14 protein-coding genes are annotated in these 13582 nt (G+C 39.8%); 7 read left to right on the forward strand and 7 right to left on the reverse strand.

Annotated features, from left to right (window positions below):
- Nucleotides 1-2: 2 nt before the first annotated feature.
- The 3 genes from HWQ37_RS25285 to HWQ37_RS25295 all read right to left on the reverse strand — a co-directional run bounded on the left by HWQ37_RS25285 (nt 3) and on the right by HWQ37_RS25295 (nt 983).
- Entirely contained in the window at nt 3-227 is a 225-nt protein-coding gene (locus HWQ37_RS25285) for a hypothetical protein (protein ID WP_292736759.1), read from the reverse strand.
- Between the two features lie 136 nt (nt 228-363).
- The gene (locus HWQ37_RS25290) at nt 364-771 is read right to left on the reverse strand and encodes a type II toxin-antitoxin system VapC family toxin (RefSeq protein ID WP_292752471.1); all 408 of its coding nucleotides are present in this window, start codon (nt 769-771) and stop codon (nt 364-366) included.
- The gene (locus HWQ37_RS25295) at nt 768-983 is read right to left on the reverse strand and encodes a site-specific integrase (protein WP_292752474.1); all 216 of its coding nucleotides are present in this window, start codon (nt 981-983) and stop codon (nt 768-770) included. The genes HWQ37_RS25290 and HWQ37_RS25295 overlap by 4 nt, the downstream gene beginning before the upstream one ends.
- A gap of 416 nt (nt 984-1399) precedes the next feature.
- Here HWQ37_RS25295 and HWQ37_RS25300 point away from each other — a divergent pair, with 416 nt between their 5' ends.
- Nucleotides 1400-1873 carry a hypothetical protein gene (locus HWQ37_RS25300; RefSeq protein WP_292752477.1) on the forward strand — a complete coding sequence of 158 codons (474 nt, stop codon included), beginning with the start codon at nt 1400-1402 and terminating at the stop codon, nt 1871-1873.
- Between the two features lie 191 nt (nt 1874-2064).
- Here HWQ37_RS25300 and HWQ37_RS25305 read toward each other — a convergent pair whose 3' ends face one another.
- From HWQ37_RS25305 to HWQ37_RS25315, 3 genes are all read right to left on the reverse strand, one after another.
- Complete coding sequence (locus HWQ37_RS25305; RefSeq protein ID WP_292752480.1) at nt 2065-3036, reverse strand: DUF6615 family protein; 972 nt, start codon at nt 3034-3036, stop codon at nt 2065-2067.
- Between the two features lie 216 nt (nt 3037-3252).
- Nucleotides 3253-3459 carry a hypothetical protein gene (locus HWQ37_RS25310; RefSeq protein WP_292752483.1) on the reverse strand — a complete coding sequence of 69 codons (207 nt, stop codon included), beginning with the start codon at nt 3457-3459 and terminating at the stop codon, nt 3253-3255.
- A gap of 18 nt (nt 3460-3477) precedes the next feature.
- Nucleotides 3478-4275 (reverse strand): Rpn family recombination-promoting nuclease/putative transposase, encoded by a 798-nt coding sequence (locus HWQ37_RS25315; protein ID WP_292752486.1) that lies wholly within the window; start codon nt 4273-4275, stop codon nt 3478-3480.
- A gap of 281 nt (nt 4276-4556) precedes the next feature.
- Between HWQ37_RS25315 and HWQ37_RS25320 the strand changes: the two genes are divergently transcribed.
- The 4 genes from HWQ37_RS25320 (at nt 4557) to HWQ37_RS25335 (ending at nt 8680) form a co-directional block, all read left to right on the forward strand.
- The gene (locus HWQ37_RS25320; protein ID WP_292752489.1) at nt 4557-5990 is read left to right on the forward strand and encodes a BCD family MFS transporter; all 1434 of its coding nucleotides are present in this window, start codon (nt 4557-4559) and stop codon (nt 5988-5990) included.
- A gap of 49 nt (nt 5991-6039) precedes the next feature.
- Nucleotides 6040-6846: an inositol monophosphatase family protein gene (locus HWQ37_RS25325; RefSeq protein ID WP_292752492.1), complete on the forward strand. Its 807-nt coding sequence runs from the start codon at nt 6040-6042 to the stop codon at nt 6844-6846.
- Nucleotides 6847-7064: 218 nt separating this feature from the next.
- Entirely contained in the window at nt 7065-7637 is a 573-nt protein-coding gene (locus HWQ37_RS25330) for a hypothetical protein (protein WP_292752494.1), read from the forward strand.
- Nucleotides 7638-7726: 89 nt separating this feature from the next.
- Entirely contained in the window at nt 7727-8680 is a 954-nt protein-coding gene (locus HWQ37_RS25335; RefSeq protein WP_292752497.1) for an MDR/zinc-dependent alcohol dehydrogenase-like family protein, read from the forward strand.
- 264 nt (nt 8681-8944) lie between these two features.
- Here HWQ37_RS25335 and HWQ37_RS25340 read toward each other — a convergent pair whose 3' ends face one another.
- Entirely contained in the window at nt 8945-10015 is a 1071-nt protein-coding gene (locus HWQ37_RS25340) for an LOG family protein (protein ID WP_292752500.1), read from the reverse strand.
- 476 nt (nt 10016-10491) lie between these two features.
- Here HWQ37_RS25340 and HWQ37_RS25345 point away from each other — a divergent pair, with 476 nt between their 5' ends.
- Nucleotides 10492-11271 (forward strand): GNAT family N-acetyltransferase, encoded by a 780-nt coding sequence (locus HWQ37_RS25345; protein WP_292752501.1) that lies wholly within the window; start codon nt 10492-10494, stop codon nt 11269-11271.
- Nucleotides 11272-11528: 257 nt separating this feature from the next.
- Nucleotides 11529-13184, forward strand: coding sequence for a glycosyltransferase family 39 protein (locus HWQ37_RS25350; RefSeq protein WP_292752503.1), 1656 nt, complete (start codon nt 11529-11531; stop codon nt 13182-13184).
- Nucleotides 13185-13582 lie beyond the last annotated feature (398 nt).

Raw genomic sequence — 13582 nt, forward strand, 5'->3', positions numbered from 1 at the left:
ATTTATGAATTAGATGATTTATCCTGCTTGGCTTTTTTGATTAATTCCATGTAGACATTAATCTCACTAATTTCTACATCATGCTCAACTCTGGTTACTTTCCATCTTTCCTTTTTTAAGTAAACTTCCTCTCCTACTCTGGGAGTAAATTGGAGATCGTAGAACTTTTTTAGAAAATCTTTTTGATTTTCTTCCCATAATATTACTTTGACTGGTTCTTTACTCATTGCTTATGCCTTTTTGGTTACTGGATGAAGCTAAGTACTTTGATGACATACATACGGCAAGTTTATCTTACTAATTCAATGGAATAGCGTAGTTAAAACCACATTTTAATAATGTTTAAACTCACCTGTGTAATGATTACGGAGACCACAATTCCAGACTCTTGAACCAACTCAAATCTCTGTAATCCAATGTCCAAACACTAGTGTCATAAAGTTGAGCTACCGCTACAACAGACGCATCTTCTAAAGTTCCTTGCCAGTCTGGTATCTGGCGAACCATGCTGTAAATTTCCTGAAACATTTCCATGTTCACTGGTACAGTCACTGTGTTCTCACTAATGACGCCTAGTGCAGTCATTGCAGCACGGCTCGATTGTTCTCGTAGCACAAACTTGTAAACTTCAAACAGCACAGGTAGAGGGGTTAGAACCTCACCAAACAAGGCTGGTAACTTACTAAAACCCGCTTTGCATTCCTGATGGTAGTCATCTTGGACAGAAACTAAGGCAATCAGGGGGCCTGCATCCAAAACGAGACGCTTCATCCTTGTATCAAATAATCTTCATTAACTGAAGCGTCTGTAGGAGCATTTTCCACGATTCCTGCTAGCGATAGTAGCCTTGAACCATTTTTGGGGCGTAACTTTTCCGCCAGTGCTTCCTGTACAACACTTGATGGGTTTTGCTCTGGGTGATCTTTTAAGTATTGGTCAAGTTGTGTCCACAACTCATCAGGAATATAGAGTGTCCGTTTCATTTTATCAGCCTCTGGAGGTACAACACTAGTTGTACTCTTATTGTAGTTGCTGGAGTGCGATCGCTATTTTTTAGCTAGTACAGCTTGGCGGAAGTAAGCAGACCATTAAAAGCTACGAAAATTCGGCAAACTGCAAGGCTTAAAAATGGTATATGTATTTACGTCGCATATTACTAGTTCCTGGTCAATGTTGTGATAAGTTTTTCTTCAAGCTTTTTGACTTTTAATCTATCAAAACCGATCAGGATGACGATAATCGCCATCAAGACCAGCAAGATATTACACAGCTACTTGATGGAGTGTCGCCCTTCTTTCTTCACAAAATTTTGAATAAATATCATTATTGCTACTGATGCGGTTAGCAGTAATAGTTAGTGAAGCTAGAAAAGTGTTTGAAGCTTGGATCACAAAAAATTATGTCTATTCCACAATTTCTTGCTGCTGCTAATGGCATAGCTCAGTTATGGTCTTCTGCTGACGGACAATTTTTAGGATTGCTATCAAGTGACCAACATGATACGAACTCCATTAGCAATCTTTATGGGATTTATGGCAGTTTGCATGACACCTGTAGTATTCGTAACCCGCATGGTTTATACGGAGGTATTCATGGAGGGCATAGTCCTTATAATCCTTACTGTGGCAAACCACCTGTTGTTTCTTATCAAAATCAAATAGTGTTAGTCATTACAAGAAATACTAATATTCAAACGAATGGATTACCAATAATTGATCCAGATTTTTTGTTAGGTGTATATATGCAACTTGGTTATTCACCAAATATATTTTACCCTACATCAACCCCAATGGATAGGTTAAATCAAGCTGCTTGGAATACTCAGCAGTCTTTAAATCAATCAGCAGTAATTATTGCATCCATGTTTCGGTAATTGTTGTGTTAATTGTCTTCTGGAAAGGGAATAATTTCTCAGATATGCGATTACGGCAGGTGATTGAAAAGCCAAACTCATAGGTAAAAGTTGGCGAGTTAAGCGTGCTGATGTAGAACAGTACGTTAATCAAGTGTTTTAAATTTGTTGCTTAATTTTGCTGAATACTAAAGGTTAGAATTAATTGATTTCTAAAGGTTACTTATGAACTCGTCTAGTTGCTCACATACTCTGTCCCGTTCCTTAAAAACAGTAAGCGTTCGCAAATTTGGGTCAGGTCGATCTACTAGTTCGTTATTCATTAGCTGAATTACTTCTTGGGGTGGTTTATCTACTAAGCATATTTTATTATATTTTTCTAAATATTTATTTCGCCATTCATTTAATTCCAGAAGAATATTATCATCAAGTTCTTCAATAACAAAATTCTCTATTGGACGGATAAAATTCACCCAATAATCATAAACTCTCTGCGGTAATTCACTTGATTTATCTTTGCCATAAGATACTAAATAATGCCAAGGCCGCATATATTGAAACAAATGTTTGAGATGTTTTGGCTTTTTATTCTTGCAGCGTAAATAACGAACTGCAAGTGCAGGAAGTATGGAACAGCCATAAATCTCCCTTAAGCTGTAGTAGTTTTCATATTCTAAAGGTAGTTCAGTTGAATTACTCCAGTTTGAATAAAGGCAGTACAAAGGAATCCGGGGATGTGGTTTGGCTAAAGAATCATTTATGAGAATGTCGCATTGATGTAATGAATTTTTTGAGTTTTTATAATAAAGATGCTCGAAACATTGCTTTTTAATATCTATAACTTTAGCCTGTACTCGAAATCCTATCCATTTGTTTGCACTGGAATTAGTAAACCACCATTCCCAATCAGCGCCGTTTGTTCCTTCGTCTATTTTATTAAATGTTATGCTGCAAATTTCAGTCGAGTGCCTAATTTTTAGCTCAAGAATATTTAAATCTGTTAAAGTTTCTTCTCCAATTTGACAATTGATAGAACGTCCTTTATCAAGCATATCCCATGTCCACAAGGCACGGCTTCTGAAAGTGTCACATAAAGTTGGACGCATATAGAAAATATAAAAAGTAATACATAGTTTTAGTATTCCCCAACTCAAGTGAAAATTTAGTTGTCCAGGACGCAGCATAACAATTTTTCGGGGGGGAGTGAGTGTAGAAGGGCTATGCAAACTTTAAAGACTGGAGTCCCATCCTACCAAGTCCCAACTCCGATGAAATCATGAGCATTTTAATCTGTCATATTTTGGCGCGATCGCTCTAGATACCATAAAAGGGCAATTGAGGATTTTAATCAAGCCCTCCTCATTTTGCAAAAATATGACAACAGACATAAAATGCCCATTCTATGTATTTTGTTGTGTGGCAAGCTGGACAGCTTCTATATCAACATTGAGATGTTGAGCAATCTCCTCCATACTCATCCCTGTTTTTAGTAACAGAGGCACGGTAAGTTTCAACATTTCAGTTTTCCGTTCTTCTCGTCCTTCTTTTCGACCTTCTGCTTTCGCTTCCTGATAAACTCTTGTCTGCTCCAAAGTCAATCCCAGCATAGCTTCAACTTCCTCATTCTATGTGGTTGACTGTGCGGCAATCTGGACAGCTTCTATATCAACATTGAGTTGTTGAGCAATCTGCTCCAGATTCATTCCTGTTTTTAGTAACAGAGGGACGGTAAGTTTCAACATTTCAGCTTCCCGTTCTTCTCGACCCTCGGCTTTCGCTTCTTGATAAACCCTTGTTTGCTCTAAAGTCAGTCCTAGCATAGCTTCAACTTCCTCTCTACTTAAGGTTGAAAACTTATAAACGACGATTGTGGTGATGATGTCTAGTATTTCGTTTTTCGGCAGCATGTCCGTTGACTCTAATTTTACCCGCTCAATTAATTGCTTTGCTTGCTGTGCCATCACTTCATCCGATGCTAGAGTCAACTGCATCAAGTTGATGCCTATTGGCTGCTGATTAGTCGCGCCTAACTCATCTAAATAGATTCGCTGCACTTGGTCGCTGTTGAGAAATATTCGATGAGTTCTTTGATCGCTTGGTTCCAAAGAGCGTGATGAAAAAATTACCACACAAAACCAGTCATCGTACTGAGAACGATTTCGGTTCAGGTACATCAGCGACTCGGTAAAGAACCGATGGTAGAGGGCTTCATCTCTTTGGAATTGAACTTCAGCAAAAAAGATAACTCTGGATGTTGCATCCTCTGGAGGTAAAAACACACCATCGATGCGGAAAGCCGTTTCTTTGACTTCAAGTGATTCAAATCGATAGTTTTGTGCTTGAGGAGGAGGGACATCAATCAGTTCAAAGAGTAACCCAGGAAAACGCTTAAAAATTTGATAGTAAATGGAGTCTCGTTTCACTACTTCATCCTAAAATTCTCTCGTTATGCATAGGCGTAGCCCGCACTTCTCTACGAGACGCTGCGCGAACGGCTGCGCTCAGTGACCGTCGTAGACATCACAGATTACAACCAAGCCCTAAAAATTAATCCTAACTTGGCTGAAGCATACCCTAATTGAGGTGTATAATTGCTTGCCAAATCGCAACTTCAACTTTTCGTTCGCTGATTTTAAGCGAGTAGGGTTTATCTTTATTTAAAGAGAGAGAGATTAAATCCTATAAAGCATACGAAAAAATAGCTATGGCAAGTGGTGAAGTATTTGATACCAAAACAAAATCCCTATCTGTGCCAAGGGTAAACCTGCTGACCATGTTCCGGCTGGGTTTATTTCAGATGGGGTTGAGCATGATGTCGATTTTGACTCTGGGGGTACTCAACAGAGTCATGATTCAAGAAATAGCAATTCCGGCGACGCTAGTATCAGTAGTTCTAGCACTGCCCTTATTTGTTGCTCCTTCGCGTGTCTGGTTCGGTCAGATTTCTGATGCCAAGCCGTTATGGGGATACCATCGCACAGCTTATGTTTGGGTGGGCGCGGCAATATTTGCGATCGCAGCCTTTTTAGCTATACAAGTGATCTGGCAGCTTAATATTGCTGGAAATATTTCAGGTACTTGGGTATGGACAACTCAAACAGTCGGCTGGACAGCGCTTTTGTCTCTGATCTTCGCTATATACGGGCTAGGAATTTGTGCTAGCGGTACTGCCTTTGCTGCTTTGTTGGTGGATATATCTGAAGAAGATAACCGTTCCAAAGTGGTAGGTGTGGTTTGGTCAATGCTGATGGTGGGAATTATTGTTGGGGCGATTATTAGTAGCATATTACTACAGCCATTAACACTAGGCGTTTCCATCGCAACCTTGCAGCCAGCAATCAACAGATTGTTTTTGATCGTCCCAGCAATTGTATTTGGTTTAGCGATCGCAGCCACATTCGGCGTAGAAAAAAAGTACTCGCAATACTCAACCCGTTCTACATTAGTAAACCGAGAAGACAGCATTACTCTAGGCAATGCTTGGAAAATATTGACAGCTAGCCCACAAACAGGTATATTCTTCACTTTTTTATTGGTGATGACTATCAGTTTGTTTATGCAAGACCCGATTTTGGAACCTTATGCGGGTCAAGTGTTTAAAATGCCCCTAGCGGAAAGTACCAAATTAAATGTTTTTTATGGAACGGGTCTACTGATTGCCTACGGCGTTACGGGCTTTTACATTGTTCCGCGTTTGGGTAAGCGGAGAACTGCCCGTTTAGGCTGTATGTTGGTAGCATTCTGTGCAATATTGCTAGGTATATCAGGATTCACAGCTAATGCCGCAGTTCTCAAACTAGGTTTGTTCTTTTTCGGTTTAGCCGCAGGTTTCTTAACTACAGCAGCAATTAGCTTGATGTTGGATCTCACCGCAGCAGAAGCCGCAGGTACATTTATTGGGGCTTGGGGATTAGCGCAGTCCCTTTCTAGAGGTGTGGCGGTAGTAATCGGAGGTACAGTCTTGGATATTGGACGCAAGTTTTTACCAAGCCTAGAGTTAGCTTATGGACTGGTATTCGTTCTAGAAGCTGTGGGAATGGTGGTGTCGATTTGGTTTCTCAATCGGGTGAATGTGGCAGAATTTCAAACAAATACAAAGCTGGCGATCGCTTCAGTTTTAGAAAGCGATTTAGACTAAACTGTATAGGGCATTGGGCAAATGACAAATGACAAATGACAAATGACAAATGAATGATTTTTGGACAACAATTCTTGATTTTGCTCAAACTACTACTATCAGAGTGGGCAAGCAGCTAATGCAAGATTTTGGGCAAGTCCAGGCTGACCAAAAAGCTGATGGTAGTTTGGTGACGCAAGCAGATAAATGGGCAGATCGGGAAATTCGGGATGCGATCGCTTCTAATTTCTCTGGTTACGGCATTTTGAGCGAAGAGAGCGATCAATCATTCCCCGGTACTGAGTGGTGCTGGGTAATTGACCCTCTCGACGGTACAACCAACTTTACACGCGGCATTCCCATCTGGACAATATCTCTTGGTTTACTGTATCGAGGGACACCGATTTTTGGTTATGTTTATGCACCAACCTTGAATCAAGCTTTTCATGGTTTTTGGGCGGGTTCATCTGGTTTAGCAACGCCAACAGGAGCATTTCTGAATCACCACCCCATCCATACCAGTGGTGATAGTCCCAGCAACAATCACTTTTTTAACCTCTGTTCTCGTAGCACCGCAGTTATCCAAAACGGCTTTCCCTGCAAAATTCGGATGTTAGGTGTGGCTAGCTATAACTTTTTGATGGTTGCCACTGGAGCAACATTAGGTGGGATTGAGGCGACACCAAAAGTTTGGGACTTAGCGGGGGCTTGGGTAATTGTTCAGGCTGCTGGCGGGGTCTGGTTATCGCTCAAATCAGAACCGTTTCCGTTGTCACCGGGAGAAGATTATAGCGATCGCTCTTTTCCCACCCTTGTTGTCAGTCGTCCCGAATTAGTTCCGGTATTTCAACCTTTTCTCGAAGGCGTAAAAATTTAATTTGCCGCTAGAATATACCTGTAAACAGAAATTTTGTCAATCAGCCTAGTGGAGAATAACATACCCGATATTAAACTTAACAAAACCCTAGCCAAACAAAGAATTGAGTATAAATAAAGCTGGTAATAATCCTGATTTTAGTACAAAAACAGTGTAGTTATTAATTTAAGTAGTGTTGTGGCTTTCATCACACTGGTTAATTTAGTATAAAAAATTTTATGTTGTCTGATTTAGATTTAATTCGAGAGTTTGTGCAAAACTCTATCCAGAAAAAAGAAGTTTTGTTGTCAAATCCTATGTTGACAGCGCAAACAGTGTATAAAACCAACCAACTATCAGCAAAATCAGAAGGTGTAATTGCCATTGCTCAATTATCTAACACCCTATCTGAATTCTCGATTTCTCCAAAATCAACCCAGTGGAACTTGATAAATCAGGCATTAGCAGAATATAGTTATCTTCTCAAAGGAGAAGTAGATAGTCGGGGTTTCTATCAGTATCAATACTGCGAAGTTCCCAAAGGCTATCAGATGCACTGTACTAAATGTGTCATTCTCTGGCGAGCCTGGTGGAAATATCGCAAGTATACTTCCAGACAAGGGATTCCATTGGAACTTCTGATTAGAACACGAGATTCATGGTATCCAATTAGAGATTTAACTATCAGTGACGGACTTCTCTATATCAAAACCTTGGGAACTGAGATTGCACTTAGTTCAGACGACTTAGTTACTTGGTTAAGCAAAGCTGATGTAAGCAAAATTAAAGAAATACCTTCTACAGAGACTTAACAATTCAAAATTCAAAATTCAAAATTCAAAATTCAAAATTCAAAATTCAAAATTCAAGACAGAGAGCTAGGCAAAGGACGTGAAGAAAAATGAAAGGACTTTGGCTCGAAAACAACCAGTTACAATTACGCACAGATATTCCCGTTCCTGAACCGCCACCGGGAGAAGCCTTAGTACGTGTCTTGCGTGCAGGTATCTGTAACACTGATCTGGAACTACTCAGAGGCTACTATCCGTACACTGGTATTTTGGGGCATGAATTTGTTGGTGTGGTTGAAAAAGGGCCAAAAGACTTAGTTAATCAACGTGTAGTTGGAGAAATCAACGCTGTGTGTGGGCATTGTCGGTTTTGTCGTAGTGGACAACAAACCCACTGCGAAAATCGTACAGTTCTGGGTATTGTCAACCGCAACGGAGCCTTCGGTGAATATCTCTGTTTGCCGGTGGAGAACCTGCATCGCGTACCCGATAATGTGCCGACAGAAGTAGCAACATTTACCGAACCGATAGCAGCAGCTTTGGAAATTCAGCAGCAAGTCCCATTGCATCCAAATGATCGGGTGCTAGTGGTTGGAGATGGCAAATTAGGGCAGTTGGTAGCCCAGACACTAGCCCTAACTGGCTGTGAACTCTTAGCTGTGGGTCGTCATCGAGAAAAACTGGCTAACTTAGAAGCACGGGGAATAAAAACGAGCCTAGCCGACGCTGTTACAGATGGATATTTCGATATCTCAGTCGAATGTACCGGCAACCCAGAAGGATTTGCGATCGCCCGTCGCGCTCTCCGTCCTCGTGGTACTCTTGTATTGAAAAGTACTTATGCTGGCAACCTCAGCCTAGATGCTTCTTCTTTAGTAGTAGATGAAATCACCCTCATCGGCTCCCGTTGTGGCCCCTTTGCCCCAGCCCTCCAGCTACTAGCCACAGGACAAGTTGATGTCCAACCCCTGATTCATGCCACTTATCCCCTAATTGAAGGGCTTGCAGCTTTTGAACACGCTCAGAGTCGCGGTGTTTTAAAAATATTGTTAGAGATTGGTTAATGGGCATTGGGCGTTAGGAGTGCTGTTAGCGGTAGCGAGGCGTTTAGCCCGTGCTGAGTGCTGAGTTAGAAGTTAAGAGTTAAGAGTTAAGGGAACTTCAAGAAATAAATTATCCAATATTGTGGGGTGGGTCGAATATTCGCCGTTAGCCTGATTCAGCAACTGGCGATGTCTATTATTGGCTGTTCGTTGAGGCAATTCTATGAACTGAAAGCTAGGAAAGGGAAAGTGATTCAATATTCTCCCCCTTGCTTTTTTTATGGCCTACTTCCTTTCTGGATGCGCTACATCCTCTGGTGAAGGAGTACCCATCCGGTTAATTGTGGCAATCATCTGATATAAGCGCCCTAAGTCGCGTTGATTGAAGTACAAAATGAGGCGGGGTAGTCCAACAGTTTCATCTTGTGCTTCTTGAGGTAATGCCTGACTTTTTTCAATCCTTCCTTGAATAATAATGTCGCTAAAATCAGCATTGAGTTGTTCCAAAAGAGCGTCGGATATATCTGTCTTCAGGCGGATGACTAATTTGTTGCCCACATAGCGGCTGGAATGATAAACCTGGTAAAAACGGGTGATAGCATCACAAGCCACATCCAGGTTATCTGTCACCGTGTAAAGGCTGGGGTCTTCAGGACTGACAAGACCATTTTTCACTAATTGCTGATCAATATATTCGCTCCAAGAGCGCCAGTAATCACCACCAGGGCGATCGATTAAAACTAAAGGTACTGGGCCAAATTTACCATTTTGGCTTAATGTCATGCATTCAAAAGCTTCATCTTGAGTGCCAAAGCCTCCCGGAAACAAGGCTACAGCATCACTTTCTTTGAGAAGAAACAGCTTGCGGGTAAAGAAATATTTGAAGTTAATTAGCTTGGGATCGCCCTCTATAAAAGGGTTTGCTTGCTGTTCAAAGGGTAACTGAATGTTTAATCCAAAGGAATTTTCTCGCCCAGCACCTTCATGACCAGCTTGCATGATTCCACTACCACCACCAGTCATCACCATAAATCCTAATTGAGAAATAGCACGAGCAAACTCAAGGGCCATTTGGTATTCTGGCCTTTCTGGCGCTAGACGAGCAGAACCAAAGATGGTAACTTTGCGAACGTGTCGATAATCATAAAAAAGCTGGAAACCGCGCTCCATATCTGCTAATGCAGCTGATAAGATTTTCCAATCGAGACGCTCAATTTCGGTATCAGCTAAACGAACAATAGTAGCAAGTGCTTGCTGAATAAATTGCCGATTTTTTAATGTCGGTAAACGAACGATCAATTCAGCGATATCCGCCTGTAAAGACTCTAATGTGTCAAACGACGCAGATGAGGTCATGAGAACTGCTGCAACAATGGCACTATATTTTACGTGAACTACTCACACTCTAGCAAGCGGGGCGTAGCCCATTCTAAATTCTGAATTCTGCTGTATATCAGGGTTTGTGTAAAATGGTATGACTTACATCTATAGCGTATATCAAAGGAAAATTTTGTATCTTATTGCCAGATTTTTTGGGAATTAATCTCCATAATAAAAGGACTCTACTCCTAATCTAAGAAAGTAAAAAAGCTCTCTAGACCACAATAGTGTTCAGTTAAACCTAAAATCCTTGCTAAAGACGCGAATTTGGACTGTGTTTCTCTACGAGACGCGATCGCTAACGCCCCGCTATGCTAACTCGTATTAGTCTCAAGGATCTTTTCTTGCAAACCCTCTCAATTCCGCTTCGACACATTAATGCATAATGTGAGCTATTTGTATAGTGCCTAAATCCTAGTAGAATATTTTCGCAAATCTAAGTAGGAAGTTAGATGGAAGTTTCTGGACGCATCAATTACCCACTAAATCCTCCTCCCCCTCTTGAAGATTTTCCCGTCCTTCAAACTGAAAAATATATCCTACGGCTGGCTTCAACTGAAGAAGAATTAGAATCAATTTTTCGGTTGCGATTTGAGGTTTTTAATCTTGAACTAGGCTTGGGATTTTCTGCTTCTAACTTTACCCAGATGGATATAGATAAGTTTGATGCAGTTTGTCATCATTTAATCCTAATCTCCAAACAAACAGGTAAAACCATTGGAACTTATCGGATGCAAACCTATACAATGGCTTCTCAAAGATTAGGATTTGATGCTACCGATATATTTAATCTTAATGGAATTCCCAATTCTGTACTTCAGGTATCAGTAGAAGTTGGGCGTGTATGTATAGCTAAAGAATATCGCAATAGTCAGGCACTTTTACTACTCTGGAAAGGTCTGGCAAATTATCTCATCTGGAGTAAAAACCAATATTTCTTTGGTTGTGCATCATTACTAACACAATGTTCTTGGCAAGCTACTTGTGCTTATGATTATTTTCAGCAGAATAACTTGATGCATCCGAGTATTTTAGTTTATCCCAATCCACAATCTTGTCTAGAAATGCCTGAAAATTATCCAGATACATCCAATTTTGAAATTCCCAAAATTTTACAAGCATATTTGAATATTGGAGCTAAAATATGCAGTCTTCCAGCTATCGATCGGCAGTTTAAAACTATTGATTTTTTAACTATATCTAATGGTAAAGATTTTGTTAGATGGTGTTAAAAATAATTTATTACCAATTTATGATACTTTACTCCACATTCGCATCTCGGCTGCAAAATTAAGGTCAATTTTGCGGTATTTGATACAACGTTGTGTAATTGTTTTCAGAGTTAATAGAAGTAGAGATATTTATTGTCAATATTTCAAAGTACCTTGGCTATATCTGATCAACAAACTCAGATATAATTCCTACCGATCGCACCTCATTCATTCCATCTGACTAAATTCTTTTAGACAAGTTATTGAGAAAACTACTTATGCACCATCTCAAATTTGCTCCGAGTTGGCTGCGATTTTTAATTATTTTCTTATTGGCGATGGGTATATTATTTCGCTTCTCTAATCTTGATGGCAAAGTTTTCTGGCATGATGAAACTTATGCCTCATTGCGGATTTCTGGTTATACACTTAATGAAGTAAAACAGCAACTTTTTAATAATCGTGTCATTGGCGGAGAAAGTTTTACCCAGTTTCAAGGTGCAAACCCAGAAAAAAACTTAAATGACACAATTATGTCTTTAGCAAAACAAGATCCTCGGCATCCGCCGTTATATTACATAATAGCCAGATTGTGGCTGGAAATCTTTGGTAATTCGGTGACGGCGATTAGAAGTTTATCAGCCTGTATCAGTTTGCTGGTTTTACCTTGTGTTTATTGGTTATGCCGAGAATTATTTAATGTGCCATTATCGGTTCCTGGAGTTGCGATCGCACTTATGGCGATCTCTCCAATTCACCTAGTATACGCCCAAGAAGCACAAGAATATATTCTTTGGTTAGTCACCATTTTACTATCCAGTGCGTCTCTGCTGCGAGCCATACGGCTAGAAGATGAGCTAGCAGAAGAACGACATAAACCAGATTTATTCGCTATCTGGAGCATTTATGCAGTAAGTTTAGCCATTAGTCTTTATACATTTCTTTGGAGCGCATTTGTAGCTGTTGCTCACGGAATTTATGTAATGATAAATGCCAAATTTCAGTTTACTGAAACCGTGAGAACTTATCTGCTAGCATCACTAGTCGGTTTTTTAGCTTTCATGCCTTGGATAACAGTTGTGATTGGTGACTTTTTTCAATTTTTGATTTCAGCAGATAAAACAACAATACAGTCAGATTTGATACCTATATTTCCATTTTTATTAATGCAGATAAGCCGGATTTTTTTTGATATAGACCTTAGCTCAGAAAATACTCTAGGCTATTTAATTGCACTATTTTTTTTAACTTTGGTAGTATATTCAATTTATTTTATTTGTCGAACCACTAACTATAAAATCTGGTCTTTTGTCATCACATTAATTGTAGTACCAGCATTACCCTTAATATGGCCAGATTTAATTGCTGGGAGTATAAGATCGTCTACCGAACCATATTTAATCCCATCTTATTTAGGAATTCAACTAGCTGTTGCTTATCTACTAGCTACGCAACTATATAATGGGAGCGTATCGCGCCGCCGCTTTTGGTACACAATCATGGCATTAGTAATTATTTGTGGTTTGATTTCTTCTAAGGTGAGTTTCCAGGCAGAAACTTGGTGGAATAAGGGTATGAATTATGGCAATCCACAAGTTGCTCAAATCATCAATCAGAGTAATCGTCCACTTTTTATTAGTGATGCGTTGGGGAATAATTATGGTGATGTCTTTTCTTTAAGCTATCTTTTGGAACCAAAAGTGAGATTTCTGTTGGTGAACAATCAAAAAATTCCTAAAATTCCTGATGGGTTTACTGATGTGTTTTTACTTAATCCTTCAGACACTTGGGGCAAAACAATAGAAAAAAAATATAAATTAAAGACAGATATTGTTTATAGTGATAACTATTATTCAATCTGGAAAATGGTTAAAAATCGTAATTTGCGCCGACGTAATATCTCACCTAATAATAAATTATCTACTAATTTGTAATGTGCTATGGCTGTTCCCAAGTGCATGAAGTACATACAGCAGAATTTAGAATTCAGAATGGGCTAGGGCGTGTTTTCAAATTCTTAGATCCCCCCAACCCCCCTTAAAAAGGGGGGCAAAGAGTCTCTTAAAGTCCCCCTTTTTAAGGGCGATTTAGGGGGATCTAAAAAGTTAGGAGGCTAAACAAATAGTTTGAAAACACGCCCTACGCTAACAGGAGTAAAACACGCTTTACACCTGGATAACAGACTTACCTTGTGTACCTCACCAACTTCAAACCTGCTGTAACTTTTGATGACAGTAATCAAACCTGATGCAGTTGTTTCGTTAAAGTACATAATTGGGTTCTTGCGTTACTTTTATGGAAAATTAATACTAAAGTGCCAGTTTAATAAACT

It is taken from the genome of Nostoc sp. NMS4 (assembly GCF_017115095.1).
GTDB lineage: Bacteria > Cyanobacteriota > Cyanobacteriia > Cyanobacteriales > Nostocaceae > Nostoc.